15 protein-coding genes are annotated in these 18,433 nt (G+C 64.6%); 4 read left to right on the top strand and 11 right to left on the bottom strand.

Going from position 1 to position 18,433, the window contains the following annotated elements:
• The first annotated feature begins 37 nt into the window (after positions 1-37).
• Entirely contained in the window at positions 38-1,231 is a 1,194-nt protein-coding gene (locus tag ACE10Z_RS16575; RefSeq protein ID WP_375788871.1) for a CaiB/BaiF CoA transferase family protein, read from the top strand.
• Positions 1,232-1,291: 60 nt separating this feature from the next.
• Here the strand turns inward: ACE10Z_RS16575 and ACE10Z_RS16570 are convergent, their stop codons facing one another.
• The 9 genes from ACE10Z_RS16570 to ACE10Z_RS16530 all read right to left on the bottom strand — a co-directional run bounded on the left by ACE10Z_RS16570 (position 1,292) and on the right by ACE10Z_RS16530 (position 11,894).
• Positions 1,292-2,803 (bottom strand): tripartite tricarboxylate transporter permease, encoded by a 1,512-nt coding sequence (locus ACE10Z_RS16570; RefSeq protein WP_375788870.1) that lies wholly within the window; start codon positions 2,801-2,803, stop codon positions 1,292-1,294.
• Between the two features lie 22 nt (positions 2,804-2,825).
• Positions 2,826-3,368 (bottom strand): tripartite tricarboxylate transporter TctB family protein, encoded by a 543-nt coding sequence (locus ACE10Z_RS16565; RefSeq protein ID WP_375788869.1) that lies wholly within the window; start codon positions 3,366-3,368, stop codon positions 2,826-2,828.
• 76 nt (positions 3,369-3,444) lie between these two features.
• A complete protein-coding gene (gene mtnA, locus ACE10Z_RS16560) occupies positions 3,445-4,545 on the bottom strand; it encodes an S-methyl-5-thioribose-1-phosphate isomerase (RefSeq protein WP_375788868.1) in 1,101 nt (366 codons plus the stop codon).
• On the bottom strand, positions 4,542-5,417 hold the full coding sequence (locus tag ACE10Z_RS16555; protein ID WP_375788867.1) for an S-methyl-5'-thioadenosine phosphorylase: 876 nt from the start codon (positions 5,415-5,417) through the stop codon (positions 4,542-4,544). Before ACE10Z_RS16555 ends, mtnA begins: the two co-directional genes overlap by 4 nt.
• Before the next feature lie 150 nt (positions 5,418-5,567).
• Positions 5,568-6,545, bottom strand: a complete 978-nt coding sequence (locus tag ACE10Z_RS16550) for a Bug family tripartite tricarboxylate transporter substrate binding protein (RefSeq protein WP_375789855.1) — start codon at positions 6,543-6,545, stop codon at positions 5,568-5,570.
• Positions 6,546-6,937: 392 nt separating this feature from the next.
• The gene (locus ACE10Z_RS16545; RefSeq protein WP_375788866.1) at positions 6,938-7,735 is read right to left on the bottom strand and encodes an enoyl-CoA hydratase/isomerase family protein; all 798 of its coding nucleotides are present in this window, start codon (positions 7,733-7,735) and stop codon (positions 6,938-6,940) included.
• Between the two features lie 46 nt (positions 7,736-7,781).
• Complete coding sequence (locus ACE10Z_RS16540) at positions 7,782-8,978, bottom strand: pyridoxal-phosphate-dependent aminotransferase family protein (RefSeq protein WP_375788865.1); 1,197 nt, start codon at positions 8,976-8,978, stop codon at positions 7,782-7,784.
• Between the two features lie 386 nt (positions 8,979-9,364).
• Positions 9,365-10,648, bottom strand: coding sequence for an MFS transporter (locus tag ACE10Z_RS16535; RefSeq protein WP_375788864.1), 1,284 nt, complete (start codon positions 10,646-10,648; stop codon positions 9,365-9,367).
• Positions 10,649-10,691: 43 nt separating this feature from the next.
• Positions 10,692-11,894 (bottom strand): pyridoxal-phosphate-dependent aminotransferase family protein, encoded by a 1,203-nt coding sequence (locus ACE10Z_RS16530; RefSeq protein WP_375788863.1) that lies wholly within the window; start codon positions 11,892-11,894, stop codon positions 10,692-10,694.
• Positions 11,895-12,026: 132 nt separating this feature from the next.
• Between ACE10Z_RS16530 and ACE10Z_RS16525 the strand changes: the two genes are divergently transcribed.
• The 3 genes from ACE10Z_RS16525 (at position 12,027) to ACE10Z_RS16515 (ending at position 16,274) form a co-directional block, all read left to right on the top strand.
• Positions 12,027-12,779: a GntR family transcriptional regulator gene (locus ACE10Z_RS16525; protein WP_375788862.1), complete on the top strand. Its 753-nt coding sequence runs from the start codon at positions 12,027-12,029 to the stop codon at positions 12,777-12,779.
• 95 nt (positions 12,780-12,874) lie between these two features.
• Positions 12,875-15,853 carry an FAD-binding and (Fe-S)-binding domain-containing protein gene (locus ACE10Z_RS16520; RefSeq protein WP_375788861.1) on the top strand — a complete coding sequence of 993 codons (2,979 nt, stop codon included), beginning with the start codon at positions 12,875-12,877 and terminating at the stop codon, positions 15,851-15,853.
• On the top strand, positions 15,846-16,274 hold the full coding sequence (locus tag ACE10Z_RS16515) for a heme-binding protein (RefSeq protein ID WP_375788860.1): 429 nt from the start codon (positions 15,846-15,848) through the stop codon (positions 16,272-16,274). The genes ACE10Z_RS16520 and ACE10Z_RS16515 overlap by 8 nt, the downstream gene beginning before the upstream one ends.
• A 113-nt stretch (positions 16,275-16,387) precedes the next feature.
• Here ACE10Z_RS16515 and ACE10Z_RS16510 read toward each other — a convergent pair.
• A protein-coding gene (locus tag ACE10Z_RS16510; protein ID WP_375789853.1) for an IS5 family transposase occupies positions 16,388-17,151 on the bottom strand; the annotation gives its coding sequence in 2 pieces (ribosomal slippage) (positions 16,388-16,813 and positions 16,816-17,151; 762 coding nt in all).
• A 480-nt stretch (positions 17,152-17,631) separates the two neighbouring features.
• Positions 17,632-18,411 carry an enoyl-CoA hydratase/isomerase family protein gene (locus ACE10Z_RS16505; RefSeq protein ID WP_223969125.1) on the bottom strand — a complete coding sequence of 260 codons (780 nt, stop codon included), beginning with the start codon at positions 18,409-18,411 and terminating at the stop codon, positions 17,632-17,634.
• Positions 18,412-18,433 lie beyond the last annotated feature (22 nt).

Here is an 18,433-nt window from a genome sequence, read left to right as displayed (position 1 = left end):
TAGCCCCAGAGCGGCCCGCCAAACAAGAGGTGTCTCAATGCCCTTTCCCCGCGCATCCCAAGCCCTGTCCCGGTTCACCGTGCTGGATTTGACCCGGGTCCGGTCGGGGCCGACCTGCGTGCGTCAGCTCGCCGACTGGGGTGCCAACGTCATCAAGATCGATGCGCTGCTGGAGGACGGCGGCGGCGAGCAGCCGGGCGGCCCCCGCGGCGGGTCGGACTTCCAGAACCTGCACCGCAACAAGCGTGCCATGACCTTGAACCTGAAAGACCCCAAGGGGCTCGAAGTGTTCAAGCGGCTGGCCGAGCAGGCCGACGTCATCGTCGAGAACTTCCGGCCCGACGTGAAGGGCAAGCTCGGCATCGACTATGAGAGCGTGCGCAAGATCAATCCGCGGATCGTCTATGGCAGCATCTCCGGATTCGGCCAGGACGGCCCGTATCACAAGCGGCCGGGCTTCGATCAGATCGCGCAGGGCATGGGCGGCCTGATGTCGGTGACCGGCGCGCCCGGCGGCGGCCCGATGCGGGTCGGCATTCCCGTCGCCGACCTCACCGCAGGGCTGTTCTGCGCGATCGGCATCCTGACCGCACTCCTTGAGCGCGACGTGTCCGGCGAAGGCCAATGGGTGCAGACCTCGCTGCTGCAGGCGCAGATCTTCATGCTGGATTTCCAGGCGGCGCGCTGGCTGATGGAAAAGGAAGTCGCCAAGCAGGCAGGCAACAACCATCCGACCTCGATCCCGACCGGCGTGTTCAAGACCTCCGACGGCTACATCAACATCGCCACGACGGGCGGGCGGATCTGGGAGCGCTGTGCCCAGGCGATCGGCGCACCCGATCTGGTCACCGACCCCGACTACGCGACCGCACCGGCGCGTTCGAAGAACCGCGACGCGCTGAATGCCCGAATCAACGCGCTGACCGAGAAGAAATCCACCGAGACCTGGGTGCAGGAGCTGAACGCCGCCGGCGTGCCATGCGGGCCGATCTACTCGATCGACCAGATGTTCGAGGATGCCCAGGTCAAGCATCTCGGCATGGCCCAGCACGTGCCGAATGACGAGAACCGGCACATCCAGCTGGTCAGCCAGCCCCTGACGCTGTCGCGCACGCCGAGCAAGATGGCGGCGCGCCCGCCGGAATTCGGCGAGCAGACCGAGGAAGTGCTGGCCGAATTCGGCTTCGGCAAGGACGAGATCGCCGAGCTGCGCCAGCGCAAAGTCGTCTAGTCTTGACGCGTTTTCGTCACGCGAACCGGTATCCACTTCGCTTGAAAACGCTATGAGGCTTCACGCCTTTGCCGGCCGCAGCAGACGCCCGACGCCGGCAAAGACCCGATCGATCACCGGCCAGAACAGCAGCACGATCGCCAGGGTCGTGATCGTGCCGACGAGGCCGTTCGACCAGAACACCTTCATGTCGCCGCCGGAGCCGATCATCGAAAGGCGGAACGCGTCCTCGGCGCGGCTGCCGAGCACCAGAGCGAGCGTGAACGGCGCAAGCGGGATCCCGATCTTCTTGAAGACATAGCCGACGACACCGAAGCCCAGCATCAGCCAGATATCGAACATCGCATTCTGGATCGCATAGGCGCCGATCGCGCAGGACACCACGATCATCGGCGCGACAGCCGCGAACGGCACGCGCAGGATCGAGGCGAAGATCGGCACGGTCGTCAGCACCAGCACCAGGCCGACGACGTTGCCGAGATACATCGAGGCGATCAGGCCCCAGACGAAATCCTTGTGCTCGACGAACAGCAGCGGACCGGGGTTGAGGCCCCACACCATCAGGCCGCCAAGCAGGATCGCCGCGGTCCCCGAACCGGGGATGCCGAGCGCGAGCATCGGCAACAAGGCCGCGGTGCCCGACGCGTGGGCGGCGGTCTCCGGCGCGAACACGCCCTCGATGCGGCCCTTGCCGAAGCTTTCCTGATCCTTGGCGAAACGCTTCGCAAGGTTGTAGCCCATGAAGGACGCCGCGATCGCGCCACCCGGCGTGATTCCGAGCCAGCAGCCGATCACCGACGAGCGCAGCAGCGTCACCCAGTATTTCGGCAGGTCCTTCCACACCGAGAGCACGACGCGCAGGCTGATACTGGCGGCGTGGCCGCGCAGCGCCAGGCGCTCCTCCATTGTCAGCAGGATCTCGCTGATGCCGAACAGGCCGATCACAGCGACGAGAAAGTTGATGCCGCGCAGCAGCTCGGCTGAACCGAACGTCATGCGCAGCTGCCCGGACACCGTATCCATGCCGACGCCCGCGAGCAGCAGCCCGAGCGACATCGAGATCACGGTCTTGTGCTTGGCCTCGCGGCCGAGGCCGACGAACGAGCAGAAGGTCAGGAGATAGACGGCGAAGAATTCCGGCGGTCCGAACTTCAGCGCGAACGACGAGATCATCGGCGCCAGGAAGGTGATCAGCAACACCGCGACCAGCGAGCCGATGAAGGACGAGGTGAACGCTGCGGTCAGCGCTTCGGCCGCCCTGCCCTGCTGAGCCATCGGATAGCCGTCGAAGGTGGTCGCGACCGACCAGGCTTCGCCGGGGATGTTGAACAGGATCGAGGTGATGGCGCCGCCGAACAGCGCGCCCCAGTAGATGCACGACAGCATCACGATGGCGGATGTCGGATCCATCGTGAAGGTCAGCGGCAGCAGGATCGCAACACCGTTGGGGCCGCCAAGTCCGGGCAGCACGCCGACGAAGATGCCGAGCACCAGCCCGACCATCATCAACAGCAGCGTCTTCCACGTCAAAAGGACGGCAAAGCCATGCAGCAGGAGACCGAAAGCTTCCATGTCTCGAAATCCTGTCGATCGCTCAGTAGCCGAAGGCCGCTTCGAGCGGCCCCTTCGGCATGATGACGTCGAATGCGATGTCGAAGGTCACGAACATCGCGGCGGTGAAGACGAAGGCGGTGAGCAGCGACTTCCACAGCGCGATCTTGCCGACGAGGCGCATGAAGCCCGCGATCAGGAGAAAGCTCGCGACATAGAGGCCGAGATATTGGGTGGCGAGGCAGAACAGGAAGGTCGGCACGAACACCGCCATCACCCGGCGAAACTGGGCCCGGGTGACGAAGGTCTCGACGGCTTCCCGACGCGAGGCGAAGGCGGCGCCCAGGCCATAGAGGCTGGCGGCGCCGAGAATCACCGAGAGATAGAACGGAAAATAGCCCGGCTGCGGCCCGGTCGAGTCCCACGACGCACCGGTGCGCCAATTGTCCCAGCCGAGCACCAAGGCGAGCGCAAGCAGCAGCAGCGAGACGATGACATCGACGGCGCCGGTGCTGACGACGGCAGGCGAATTCTCTTCAGGCGCGGTCGGATCGTCGACGACGATCTCAAGTTCGGTATTGGACATGGACTGGACGGTCTGGGTTGCGAGGGCAACGATTGGGATAGCGTGCTGAACCAATCACCGTCAATGCAGCCTTCAGCTAACGCCCGGAACGTTCGGGAAATGCGCTCGCAAGTGCAGCACGGTCAGCGCCGAGCACGCCGCGCTCGGTGATCAATCCCGTCACCAGCCTCGCCGGCGTGACGTCGAAGCCGAAATTGGCGACGGAAGAGCCGTCCGGAACCACGCGCACGGTCTCGATTCGTCCATCCGCGGTGCGCCCGGTGAGATGCGTCACCTCGCTGGCCGCGCGCTGCTCGATCGGAATCTGCCTGATGCCGTCATCGATACTAAAGTCGATGGTCGGCGACGGCAGAGCGACATAGAACGGCACGCCGTTGTCGTGAGCCGCGAGCGCTTTCAGATAGGTCCCGATCTTGTTGCAGACGTCGCCATTGGCGGCGACGCGATCGGTCCCGACGATCGCAAGGTCGACCATGCGATGCTGCATCAGATGGCCGCCGGTGTTGTCGGGGATCACGGTGTGCGGCACGCCGTGGTGACCGAGCTCCCAGGCGGTGAGCGAAGCGCCCTGATTGCGCGGCCGCGTCTCGTCGACCCAGACATGGACCACAATGCCGCGATCATGCGCCTGGTAGATCGGTGACGTCGCCGTTCCCCAATCGACGGTTGCAAGCCAGCCGGCATTGCAATGCGTCAGGACGTTGACCGGCTCGCCCGGCTTCTTCGTAGCAGCGATTCTTTCGATCAGGCCGAGCCCGTGGCGGCCGATCTCGCTGTTGATCTCGACATCCTCATCGGCAATTTCGCGAGCGCGGGCATAGGCCACTTCCGCCCGGGCCGACGCAGCGAGCGGCGCGAGCGCGCGCTGCATCTGGTCGATCGCCCACTTCAGATTGATCGCGGTCGGCCGGGTCGCAGCCAACATCTTGCCGGCGCGGTCGACCGCCGCATCGGAAGAATCGGCGCGCATCGCGAGCGCCATGCCATAGGCTGCGGTGGCGCCGATCAGCGGCGCGCCGCGCACCAGCATCGAGCTGATGGCCTCGCCGGCCTCGTCCGCGCTCGTGATCTTTGCAATGATGAACTCATGCGGCAACCGGCGTTGATCGATCGCGCCGACGGACCAGCCGTCGGGCTCGAGCCAGATGCTACGAAAATGCCGTCCGTCGACTTTCATGCGCGTAAGACCCTTCCAGCGACAGCATCGAGCTTGGCAAGCAGCTGCGGATCGCGCGCCGTGGGCGCCGTGATCAGCGCGGTGTCCAGCGCGCGATCCGAACCGATCGGACACGGCTCGTGCGCGCGCGGGAAATCCCGCGCCAGACGCGCGACCAGCGCCTTGGCCTTCTCGGCGTTCGAATTCAGCACGCGGATGATGTCCTGCACCGTCACGGCATCATGCGCCGGATGCCAGCAGTCGAAATCGGTGACCATCGCCACGCTGGCGTAGCAGATCTCGGCCTCGCGGGCGAGCTTGGCTTCCGGCATGTTGGTCATGCCGATCACCGAATAGCCCTGCGCCTTGTAGGTCAGGCTTTCGGCGAGCGAGGAGAATTGCGGCCCCTCCATGCAGAGATAGGTGCCGCCGCGCGCGAACGCGATGCGCTCGGCCTCGGCGGCGGCGGCGAGATGCTTGACCAGCAGCGGCGACACCGGATGCGCCATCGACACATGCGCGACGCAGCCCTTGCCGAAGAACGAGCTCTCGCGCTTGTGCGTGCGATCGACGAACTGATCGACCAGCACGAATGTGCCCGGCGGCAGTTCCTCCTTGAACGATCCGCAGGCGGACAGCGCGACGAGATCGGTGACCCCGGCCCGCTTCAGCACGTCGATATTGGCGCGATAATTGATGTCGGACGGCGACAGCGCATGTCCCGGGCCGTGTCGCGGCAGGAACACGATCGGCAGTCCCGCCATCTCGCCACGGCGCAACGGCGCCGATGGTTCGCCCCAGGGACTTGCGATGGTTTCCTCGCGGACATTTTCCAGGCCCGGCAGATCGTAGATGCCGGATCCGCCGATGACACCGAGAACGGCTTTGGTCATGATCGCTCCTTGCGGTCCCGCAACGGCGACGGAGGGGTGACCCGGCCCGATCGGGCTCGCCGGACGTTCGGCCATACTGCGGCGCAATAATCACTGCGCCGCTGCCGCTTGCAAGCCAATTCCGGCCCGGAGGTAAGCAAACCGCGACCGCTATTTCGCGACAAAGCCCGCCGCGTTCATGAGCGAGGCATTCTGCTTGTCGTCATCCTCGAGGAACTCGACCATGTCCTTGCCGGTGAGGAAGATCGGCTTCAAGGCCTGCTTCTCCATGTAGTCCTTGTATTCCGCCGTCTGCGTCACCTTCTGGAACAGGTCGACATAGAACGCCTGCTGCTCCTGCGTGACCTTGCCCGGCAGGAACATCGCGCGCAGCATCAGATACTGCACGTCCAGCCCCTCTTCCTTGCAGGTCGGGATATCGTTCCAGGATTGCGTGTCGGTGACCTTGGTCGTGTAGGAGATGCGCTCCTTGTCGAACACGCAGAGCGCGCGAACCTGTCCAGCGCGCCAGACCTCGAGGTTCTCGCTCGGGTTGTTGACGTTGGATTCGGTATGGCCGCCGACCAGCTGGGTCGCGGCCTCGCCGCCGGACTTGTAGGGCAGATAGGAGAATTTTGCGCCGGTCTTTTGCTCCATGAAGACGGTCAACACATGATCTTCGCGCTTGGAGCCCGTGCCGCCCATCTTGAACGGCGCGCTCGCAGCCTTCGCGGCCGCGATGAAGTCCTTCACGGTCTTGGGGCCCGACGCATTGTCCCACAACACGAACTGGTCGAGCGCGATCACCGACACCGGCGTGAGGTCGCGCCAGTTGAACGGGATCTTGGCCGACAGCGGCAGCATGTAGATCAGCGAATAGGCGATCAGCACCTTGTTGGGATCGCCCTCGCTGGACTTGATGTACATCAACGCTTCCGCACCCGACGCGCCGCCCTTCAGCGAGACCACCATCGGCTGCTTCATCAGATTGTTCTTCTGGATCGCCGCCTGCATCATGCGCGCCATCTGGTCGGAAGCGCCACCGGCGCCCGCCGCTACCACGATCTCGACCGGCTTGCTCGGCTCCCAGCCGGCAAAGGCCGGCGTGCTCAGCAGCAAGGCCGCGAAGGCTGCCGTGGTTTTCACAATCTGTCCCACGTGTTCTTCCCTATCTATTTGTTCGGCTTTGCAAAACCGTCGAGGTGGCGGGTTCGTGTCATTGTGCCGAGAATGCAGGTGAGTTCAAGCCGCCGAACTGACGCACGACCTATGACTTTGGAATGAGGCTCCATGTCATTGCGAATGGAGATCAATTCGATCGTCGTCATGGCGAAAGCCAGGACCCATAGCCACCGCAGTTGCTGATGAACGCGATCTTGGCCCCGGCGTCGTGCAACAACTGATATTTGGGGTAATGGGTCCTGGCCTTCGCCAGGACGACATCGAGTGTGTTGGGCGCCTTGCGAGTCATACGCTCGTATTCTCGCGACATGACTTGCCCGAGCCTTGCACACCAGCCACTCGGGCGCGCCTCGCAGCCGCTACTTGCCCTTGAAGTTCGGCGTGCGCTTGTTGAGGAAAGCGTCCATGCCCTCGCGGAAATCCTCGCTCATATAGGCGCGCAGGATCAGGTCTTCGCCTTCGTCGCGCGACAGCGTGCGGCGGATGCGGCGCACCGCTTCCTTGGTCACCTCGAGCGTGATCGGCGCGTGGCCGGCGACGAGCTGCGCGGTCTCGGTGGCACGACGCTGCAAGGTCTCCACGTCGGGGACAACCTCGTTCAACAGCCCGAGCGCCAGTGCTTCGGGCGCTTCGACGAGGCGCGCCTTGAAGATCAGATCCTTGGTCCGCGCCGGACCGATCAGCGAGACCAGCCGCGAGATGTTGGACATCGAGAGGCAGTTGCCGAGCGTGCGCGCGATCGGGAAACCGATCCGGGTAGCCTCGGTGCCGATGCGGATGTCGCAGCATGCGGCGATACCGGCGCCGCCACCGGTACACGCACCGGCGATCGCCGCGATCACAGGCACGCGGCACTGTTCGAGCGTTCCCAGCACGCGATCGATCCGCGCCTCGTAGTCCAGCGCATCCTGCGCGGTCTTGAACGCGCGGAACTGCGAGATGTCGGTGCCGGAGGCGAACGCCTTGTCGCCGGCACCGGTCAGGATCAACGCCTTGATCGAGTGATCCTGGTTGATGTTCTCGCAGATCGACGCCATCTGCTCGTACATCGCAAAGGTCAGCGCGTTGCGGGCCTGCGGCCGGTTGAACGTGATGCGCGCGATCCCGTCCGCGACGGAGTAGATCAGGTCTTCGGTCGGTGCGACAGGCGCGTTCATGTCTCGCTCTTTCTGTTCTTTGCGATAAGGTTTCAGGCCAGCCTACTCAAGCAACGGCTTTCGATGCCTGCGCGGCGTCACGCCCCTTCAGAACGTCCATCGCCGCCAGCACACCGCCACTGCGATGCGGCACCTTGGCCAGATCAAGACCCATCTCGACGCCGGACAGCGTGCCCATCAGCATCAAATCGTTGAAGTGGCCGATATGGCCGATCCGGAACACCTTGCCCTTGACCTTGTTGAGGCCGGTGCCGAGCGACATGTCGAAATTCTCCAGCACGACCTTGCGGAAGTGGTCGGCGTCGTGGCCGTCAGGCACGCGTACTGCGGTCAGCGCCGGCGAATGCGCGCCCTGCTCCTGGCACTGCGTCTCCAGCCCCCAGACCTTGATGGCGGCACGCGTCGCTTCGCTGTGGCGCTTGTGGCGGGCGAACACATTCTCGAGGCCCTCCTCCTCCAGCATCTTCACGGCCTCCCTCAGGCCGAACAGCAGGTTGGTGGCGGGCGTATACGGCCAGGTGCCGGCCTTGTTGATGTTGATGACCTCCTGCCAATCCCAATAGGAGCGCATCCCCGGATTGGCCTTGGCCACCGCCAGCGCCTTCTCCGACACGGCGTTGAAGCCGAGGCCGGGCGGCAGCATCAGCCCCTTCTGGGAGCCGGCGATCGAAACGTCGATGCCCCAGGCGTCATGCTCATATTCCAGCGAGCCGAGGCCAGAGATCGTGTCGACCATCAAGAGCGCCGGATGCTTCAGCGTGTCGAGAATCTTGCGGACGTCGCGCGGATAGGTGACGCAGGCGGTCGAGGTCTCGTTATGGACCACGCAGACGGCCTTGATCTTGTGCGCCTTGTCGGCGGCAAGCCTGGCCTCGATCTGCTCGAGGTCGGCGCCATGGCGCCAGTCGCCCGGAATGAAATCGACGTCGAGCTTGAACTTGTCGGCGATGCCGTGCCACAGCACCGCGAACTGCCCCGTCTCGCACATCAAGACCTTGTCGCCCGGCTGCAGCGTGTTGACGATCGCGGCCTCCCAGGCGCCGGTCCCCGACGAGGGGTAGATGATCACGGGCTGCTTGGTGCGGAACACACGCTGCATCGCAGAAAGCACGGCAAAGCCGATCTCGGCGAATTCGGCACCGCGATGGTCCATGGTCGGCATGTCCATCGCCCGCAGCACCCGGTCTGGCACGTTGGTCGGTCCCGGAATCTGCAGAAAATGCCTTCCAGTATGCACGGTCATGAGCGTCTTTCCCGGTCTTGCCTTGGTCTTGGTAAGCCGCTCGCATATCACTATTCGCCGGGTTTGTCCTCGGCCCGGCGGGGGGCCGTCATGCATATCTGACGGCGCTCCGCCAAGGCCGCATGAGCTCACGTCAAGCAACTGGCTCTGCTTCACCTCGCCCCGCGCGCGGGCAGAGGCATAGGCCGCCTTCGGCGGCCGTTCTCAAGAACGCCGAAGCAGAGCTTCGGCTATGACGCATCGCAAGATGCGTTCCGGGTGAGGGGGAGCCTCCGCAAGCGCAACTATCACCGCATCTGTGGAGACAGCCCCTCACCCCAACCCTCTCCCCGTAAGAACGGGGCGAGGGAGCCCATTTCCGTTGCGGCCGCTAATCGGCCTCCCTCCTATTCGGCGGCCACCACCTTCCCCGTCGCCACCAGTTCGCTCGCCTCCTCGAACGGGCGCTCGGGGTGCATCAGAAACGCCGAGAAAGCACCGAGCAGCAGCAGCCCCATCGACATCAGGAACGGCAGGTACCAATTGCCGGTGGCGTCGATGACGAAGCCGGCAACCAGCGGCGAGACGATTGCCGCGAACGCCGAGCCGCTGTTCATGATGCCCGCGGCGGTGCCGGAATATTTCGCCGCGATGTCCATCGGGATCGACCACATCGGGCCGATCACGAGCTCGGCGCAGAAGAAGCCGGCCGACAGGCACAGCGCAACCACCGTGATGTCGTGGACGAACAGGATCGGCATCAGCGAGAGCAGCGCGCCGGCGAAGCCCACGATCGTCACGCTGAGCCGCGCCAGCCGGACATTGCCCGTGCGCTCGAGGATGCGGTCGGAGATCACGCCGCCGACGCTGTCGCCGACGACGCCTGCGAAGAACACGCCGGATGCGAACAGCGCCGAGTTCTTCAGATCGAGGCTGTAGTTGTTCTTGAAGAACAGCGGCAGCCAGTTGAGGTAGAGCCACAGGCACCAGCCGTAGCAGAAATAGGTCAGCGTCACCGGCCACATCCGCTGCAACAGCGGGCCCCACGGCACCTTCGGCCGTTCGCCCTGCGGACGCGGCGGCAACGTCGCAAGCTCGGCCGCGGTGATGGAGCCATGGTCGCCCGGCTCGTTGCGGAAGTACCAGACCCACACAACACCCCAGATCAGGCTGACGATGCCGAGCGCGACGAAGGCGCCGCGCCATGTCAGCCACAGGATCAGGAGCGCGACCACTGGCGGGGTCACCGCGTTGCCGAGCCGTGCGAACGCGTGTGTCAGGCCTTGCGCGAAGCCGCGGCGGTTCGCGGGCGTCCAGTACTGCATGGCGCGCGTCGCGGTCGGGAACGTCGCGCCTTCGCCGAACCCCAGCGCGAAGCGCGCGATGAACAGCGCGGCGAGACCATGGACGAAGCCGGTCATGATGGTCGCCGCAGCCCAGATCATGCCGCACCAGAACAAGGTCTGGCGTGGCCCGAAGCGATCGCCGACCCAGCCGCCGATCACCTGGAACAGCAGGTACGGATAGGCGAAGGCCGAGAACACCAGGCCGAGTTCGGTGTTGGACAGACCGAGCTCCTTCTGGATCTCGCTGGCCGCAGTGCCGATGTTCACCCGGTCGACATAGGTGATGAAATACATCACGCAGAGCATGGCCAACACGACATGGGTGGCCTTGAACCGAAGCCTCATACCCTTCCCCTCCCTGATCCGCGATTTTTAGTTGTTGGTGTCGCTACGTGCTGACCACCTTCAGGTGCGACGACGCGTTGCGTTGATCGCGCTGCTCGAGCAGCCGCATCGCCGCCTCGACGCCGCCCGAGCGGTGCGGCACGCCGGCGACCGACAGCCCCATCTCGACGCCGGTGAGCGCGCCGAGCAAGGTCAGCTCGTTGCACTCGCCGAGATGGCCGATGCGAAACACCTTGCCGGCGACCTTCGAAAGGCCGGCACCGAGCGACATGTTGAAATTGTCGAGCACGGCCTTGCGGAACTGGTCGGCATCATGGCCGGGCGGCATCAACACCGCGGTCAGCACCGGCGAGAATTCCGACGGCTCCTGGCAGAGATTCTCGAGCCCCCATTGATTGACGGCGGCGCGCGTCGCGGCGGCCAGCCGCCGATGGCGGGCGAACACGTTGTCGAGCCCCTCTTCCAGCAGCATCGCGATCGCCTCGCGCAGCCCGTAGAGCAGGGTCGTCGCCGGCGTATAAGGGAAGAAGCCCTTGGCGTTCGGCTTCAGCATCTCCTCCCAATCGAAATAGGAGCGCGGCATCTTGTTGGTGCGGGAGGCGGCGCGGGCCTTTTCCGAAATGGCGTTGAAGCCGAGCCCGGGCGGCAGCATGAACCCCTTCTGCGAGCAGCTGACGCTGACATCGACCTTCCACTCGTCGTGCCGGTAATCGACCGAGCCGAGCGAGGAAATGGTATCGACCATCAGGAGCGCCGGATGCGCGGTGCGGTCGATGGCGGCGCGGATGTCGGCGATCCGGCTGGTCGCGCCGGTCGAGGTCTCGTTGTGGACGACCATCACCGCCTTGATGCTGTGCGCAGTGTCCGCGGCCAGCTTTGCTTCGATCAACGCAGGGTCGGCGCCGCGCCGCCAGTCGCCGGCAATGAAATCGACCTCGATGCCGAGACGGCCGGCCAGCTGCCGCCACAACGTGGCGAAGTGGCCGGTCTCGACCATCAGGACCTTGTCGCCGGGCGACAGCGTGTTGACGATCGCAGCTTCCCAGGCGCCGGTGCCCGACGACGGGAAGATCACCACCGGGCCTGCGGTCTGGAAGATCTTGCCGCTTCCCTCGAGCACGGTGCGGCCAAGCTCGGCAAACTCGGCGCTGCGATGGTCGATGACCGGCATGTCCATCGCGCGAAGAATGCGATCCGGAACGGGGCTCGGCCCCGGAATCTGCAGAAAATGGCGTCCTTGATGCATGAGAACCTCCCAATCGCCGGTTTTCGATCTCTTGATCATCCATTTTGCATTCATTTTTTGTATTTTCAATCCAATTTTGGTATTCGATTGTGGAGATCGACGCGGCCGCGTCGTCAAATTATTGTTCAGAATATGAAATCTGCGATTCCCGAGACCGGGGTTCCGATCACCCAACCCGCCGCCGGCAACGGCAGCGACCGCCAGGAGGTCTCGCTTCACGGCGAGATCCTGCTGCGGCTGCGCGACTATGTCGTGGAAGGCAATATTCCCGAGGGCGGGCGCGTTCCGGAACGCCAGCTGTGCGAAATGCTGGGCATCTCCAGGACGCCGCTGCGCGAGGCGCTCAAGGTGCTGGCCGCTGAGGGCCTGATCGAGCTGTTGCCCAATCGCGGCGCGCGAGTGCGCCAGCTCAGCCAGCGCGACCTCGAGGAACTGTTCGACGTCATGGCAGGACTCGAGAGCCTCGCCGGACGGTTGGCGTGCGAGAACATCACGGACGAGGAAATCGCCGCGATCGAGCGGCTGCACTATGAGATGTACGGCCACTATCTGCACCGCGACATGCACGGCTATTTCCAGACCAACCAGCAGATCCACGAGAGCATCGTCGCGGCTGCGCGCAACGAGACGCTAAAGACGACCTACGCCAACTTCGCGGGCCGGATCCGCCGCGTGCGCTACTCCGCCAACTTCGCCCGCAAGCGGCAACGCTGGGCCGAGGCAATGCGCGAGCACGAGGCGATCCTCGACGCGCTGCGGCGCCGCTCGGCAAGCGAACTCAGCGACATCCTGTTTGCCCATCTGCGCAACAAGCGGAGCGCCGCGATCGAGCACCTCGCCGAGGGACCGGACAGCGCCCAACAGGCGACGCCTCAAGGCAGCTAGTTGCTCATTTTGAATTCATAATGTAATTCTCGGCGCAATCGAATGAATAATTCCCGGGCAATATGGGTTGCGCCGCGGACCACATCGGATCTGGGATGAAGAACGCCTCATCGCTCGAACAGCGCCTGCGGTCCGAACTGACCGCCGACGTCTTTTTCGATGCCTTCAACCGCGGCCGCTACGCGACCGACGCCTCGTTCTACCAGATCATGCCGTCCGGCGTGGTGGTGCCCCGCACCGTCGACGAGGCGCTGCGGACGCTTGCGATCGTCCGCGACGCCGGGCAGATCGTGACCCCGCGCGGCGGCGGCACCTCGCAATGCGGCCAGACCGTCAATGACGGCATCGTGGTCGACCTCTCCAAGCACCTGAACCGGATCCTCTCGCTCGACGTCGAGAACCGCATTTGCGTGGTCGAGCCCGGCATCGTGCTCGACGATCTCAACCGCCAGCTGAAGAAGCATGGGCTGTGGTTTCCGGTCGACGTCTCGACCGCGTCGCGCGCCACGATCGGCGGCATGGCCGGCAACAATTCCTGCGGCGGCCGCTCGCTGCGCTATGGCACCATGCGCGACAACACGCTGTCGATGGATGCGGCGCTCGCCGACGGCACGCTGCTGCATTTCGGCGAGGTGCCGCGTGACCTGACGCGGATCAATGCGTCCGACAGCGGTGAGAGGCTGTTCCGCGACATGCTCGACCTCGGCGAGCGCGAGGCGGCCGAGATCGCGGACAAATTCCCCAAGGTGCAGCGCCGGGTCGGCGGCTATAACCTCGACGCGCTGGTGCCGCGCAACGCGCCGAACAACATGGCGCATCTGTTGGTCGGCTCGGAAGGCACCCTCGCCTTCACAACGCAGGTCGAGCTGAAGCTGTGGCCTGTCATCCGCAACAAGGCGCTCGGCGTCTGCCATTTCGGCAGCTTCTACGAGGCGATGGATGCGGCCCAGCACCTGGTGAAGCTGCGGCCGATCGCCGTCGAGCTGGTCGATCGCACCATGATCGCGCTCGGCCGCGAGATCGCGATGTTCCAGCCGATCATTTCCGCGGCCGTGCGCGGCGATCCGGACGCCATCCTGGTGGTCGAGTTCGCCGAGGAAGACCAGGCCGACAACCTCGTCCGCCTGAAGCAGCTCGGCGAGATGATGCGCGACCTCGGTTTCGGCTGGGACAAGCCGCAGCGCAAATGGGGCGGCGTGGTCGAGATCGTCGAGCCCGCGCTGCAAGCCGGCATCGCCGATTTCCGCGCGGCCGGGCTCAACGTCATGATGTCGATGAAGCAGGAGGGCAAGCCGGTCTCGTTCGTCGAGGACTGCGCAGTGCCACTGCCGCATCTTGCCGACTACACCGAACGGCTCAACGCGGTGTTTGCCAAGCACGGCACCCGCGGCACGATGTACGCGCATGCCTCCGAAGGCTGCTTGCATGTGCGCCCGGTGCTCAACCTCAAGCTCGAGAAGGACGTCAAGGCAATGCGCGCCATTGCCGAGGAAGCCTTCGCAATGGTGCGCGAGTACAAGGGCTCGCATTCCGGCGAGCACGGCGACGGCCTGGTGCGCTCGGAATTCCACGAGACGATGTTCGGCGGGCGCATCGTGGCCGATTTCCGCGAGGTCAAGCAGCGCTTCGATCCGACCAATACGCTCAACCCGGGCAAGATCGTCGATCCGCCCAAGATGGACGACCGCTCGCTGTTTCGCTATTCGCCGGACTATCGGGTCGGCGAATTGAAGACAGTGCTGGACTGGTCGGCCTATCCCGGCGCCGGCGGCGGTTTCCAGGGCGCGGTCGAGATGTGCAACAACAACGGCGCCTGCCGCAAGCTCGAAGGCGGCGTGATGTGTCCGTCCTATCGCGCGACGCGCAATGAAAAGGACGTCACCCGCGGCCGCGCCAATACGCTGCGGCTGGCGATCTCGGGCCAGTTGGGTGCGGACGCGCTCGCCTCGGACGCGATGATGGAGACGCTGAAACTCTGCGTCTCCTGCAAGGCATGCCGCCATGAATGCCCGACCGGCGTCGACATGGCCAAGATGAAGATCGAGGTGCTGGCCGCCCGCGCCGCGACGCACGGCCTGTCGCTGCGCGACCGGCTGGTCGGCTACCTGCCGCGCTATGTCGATCTCGCCTCGCGCTTTGCGCCGCTCGCGAACTGGCGCAACCGCAGCCCGCTGCTGCGCACGCTGTTCGAGAAGATCGCCGGCATCAGCGCCAAGCGCGCGTTGCCGGAGTTTCGCCGCGACACCTTCCGGCCCGACGCCGAGGTGCTGGGTCCGCCTGAGGGGCGCGAAGTCGTGCTGTTCGCCGATACGTTCAACCGCGGATATGAGCGGGAGAATCTCGACGCCGCGGTCGAAGTCCTGGTCGCCGGCGGCTATCGCGTGCATCTGCCCAAACCGCCGGATGGCGGCCGTCCGCCCTGCTGCGGGCGCACGTTCCTGTCGGCCGGACTGGTGGAGCAGGCCCGCGCCGAGCTCGACCGGCTGGTTGCGACCTACGCGCCGTTCGCGGCGCGCGGCGTGCCGATCATCGGGCTGGAGCCGAGCTGCCTGCTGACCCTGCGCGACGAGCTGCTGTCGCTGCGTTCGGACGAGGCTGCGAAGAGCGTCAGCGCGCACGCGCTGCTGTTCGAGGAATTCCTGGTGCGCGAGGCCGAGGCCGGACGCCTCGCCCTGCCGCTCGGCGAGGTTGCCGGCAAGGCCGTCGTGCACGGCCATTGTCACCAAAAGTCCTTCGGCGCGTTCAAGCCGGTCGAGAAGGTGCTGCGTCTGGTGCCCGGCCTCGACGTCAAGACCATCGAGTCGAGCTGCTGCGGCATGGCCGGCGCGTTCGGCTATGGCGCGGACACCTATCAGGCCTCGATCGAGATGGCCGAGCTGTCGCTGCTGCCGGCGGTGCGCGGCGCGGATCAGGACACGCTGATCGTGGCCGACGGCACCTCGTGCCGGCACCAGATCAAGGACGGCAGCGGGCGCACGCCGCTGCATGTCGCCAGCGTATTGGCGATGAGCCTGAAACGTGCGACATCGAAATCCGACCAATCATTGCCGACAAAGGAAAAGGCCCATGGCTGAGCTCACTCTCGACATCGCCCGCAAGATTCTGGATGCCGCCCTCGCCAAGGGCGTCGAGAAGAAGCTCAAGCCGCTGGTGGTGACCATCCTCGACGCCCGCGGCGCCGTGAAGGTGACGGCCGCGCAGGACGGCACCAGCCTGATGCGGGCCGAGATCGCCCACGGCAAGGCCTATGGCGCGCTGGCGCTCGGGATGGGATCGCGGGCGCTGTATCAGCGCGCGCAGGAGCAGGCCTATTTCATCGACAGCGTGAACACGCTGGCGCAGGGTCGGCTGGTGCCGGTCCCGGGCGGCGTGCTGATCATGAACGGCGCGACCCTGCTCGGCGCCGTCGGCGTCAGCGGCGACACCTCGGACAATGACGAAATTTGCGCCGTGGCCGGCATCGAAGCCGCCGGCCTGAAGGCCAACGCGGGTTAGAGCGTTTTCGAGCGAATTGGATACCGGTTCGCGTGAAGAAAACGCGTCAAAACAAGAATCTAAGCCCCGTTCCGATTCAATCGGAACGGGATAGGCTCTAGGTGGTGTGGACACTAGCGCATCCATAGAACAATGGCTGCGAGGGTGATGACGGCGCGATAATTTCGGGCGGTCTTTTCGAAGCGGGTTGCGACGCGTCGGAACTGCTTGAGCTTTGAGAAGCAGCATTCGACGAGATGACGCTGGGCGTAGAGGTGCTTGTCGAGCGGATATTTGAGCGCGCGTGACGGGTTGTTGGGAATGACGGCGATCGCGCCTTTGGCAACAATGGCTTGGCGCAGATGATCGGCGTCATAGGCGGTGTCGGCCATGACGACCTCGGCGGATAAGCCTTCGATCAATGCGGCGGCTTGCGGTGCATCGCCCTTCTGACCTGCGGTAAGCGTGAACCGCACCGGACATCCCAAGCCTCGAACGGCCATATGTATCTTGGTGCTCAGGCCCCCGCGCGAGCGACCGATCGCTTGATCTTCAGACCCCCCTTTTTGGCGCCGGCGGCGTGCTGATGCGCCCGAACAATGGTGGAATCGACGATCAGATATTCGAAGTCCGGATCATCGGACATCGCCTCGAAGATCCGCCACCAAACACCCTTGATGCTCCATCGGCTGAAGCGCCGGAACACGCTGTTCCAATCGCCAAAGACCTCCGGGAGATCGCGCCAGGGAGACCCCGTACGCACGATCCACAGCACACCTTCCACGAACATCCGGTTGTCGCGCCCGGTGGAGCCCTTCTGATCGGGGCGCCCTATGATCAGCGGCGCCATCCGCTCCCACGCCGCGTCGCTCAATACCAAACGGTCCATCACTCCCAAGGCGGCCTCCCAAAAGCAGCCTTGAATCTGATTTGCTCCTAAAAGGGAATCCTTAGAGTCCACACCACCTAGCGTGCGATGGTATCGCGCTCCCTCACCCGTTCTCCCGGGGAGAGGGTGCGAGGCGCGCTCGCGAAATTTCGGTATAATAGAATAATGCCACTGATTTGCCCGACGTGTCAAGCTGCCGTGTCGAACGCCGGCAGCCGCCCGGTTACTGTGCATGGGGTTGTTTTCGATATTTTGATACTGCGCGCCTGAGAGGACGTGAAGCTTGTCCTCATCCACTGTTGTCGTCGCCCGGCCTGTGCGCAATTGCGCACATGGACCGGGCGACCCAGTACGCCGCGGCTTATCGGCTCAAGCACAACCGTCTCTGGAATACTGGATCACCCGCATGCGCGGGTGATGACACCGAGCAAGCCAATTCCGTCACCCTGAGCGGCCGTATGCAGCGAGGCGAAGCGGCGCAGCGATGCCTCAGCGCCCGGTCCAGGTCGGCTTGCGCTTCTCGCCGAACGCCTTGAGGCCTTCCTTGGCGTCCTCGGTCATCGCGAGCAACGCGATCTGGCTTTCGGTGTAGGCGATGCTTTCGTCGAACGACATCGACGCGATCGCCCGCATGGCGTATTTGCCGCGACGGATCGCAGTCGGTGACTTGTCGACGATGCGGCCGATCAGCCAATCGACCTTGGCATCGAGTTCGGCCGCCGGCACGACGTAGTTGAGCAGGCCCGCAGCCTGTGCGGTCTTGGCGTCGAACGGCTCGCCGGTCAGCGCCCATTCGTTGATCAGGCGTGCGGGAGCGATCGATTGCAGCAGGCTCAGCACCTGCATCGGAAACACGCCGACCTTCACCTCCGGCAAGCCGAAGATCACGCCATCGGCGGCGACCGCCATGTCGGTCATGCACAATAGCCCCATGCCGCCGGCCATGCAGACGCCGCCGACCCGCGCGATCGCGGGCTTGGTCGCGTTCTGCGACAGCCGCAACAGGTCGGCGTAGTCGACATTGGGACGCGAGAAATCCATCGAGAACGCCGCGCCGCTGTTCTGCAGATCGGCGCCGGCGCAGAACGCCTTGTCGCCCGCGCCCGTCAGCACGATGACGCGCACGTCCTTGTCGTCATGCGCCTCGCGATAGCCCCTGGCGATGCCCGCGATCACACCGGCATTGAGCGCGTTGCGCTTGTCCGGGCGGTTGATGGTGATCCAGAACGCCTGCCCGCGCTTCTCGAGAAGAACGCTGTTGTCGGTCATGTTTCCTGCCTGTTTTCTTAGC

The sequence above is a fragment of the Bradyrhizobium sp. Pha-3 genome (assembly GCF_042258615.1).
In the GTDB taxonomy this organism is placed as follows: Bacteria; Pseudomonadota; Alphaproteobacteria; order Rhizobiales; family Xanthobacteraceae; genus Bradyrhizobium.
This window is presented reverse-complemented; position numbering and strand designations above follow the sequence as displayed.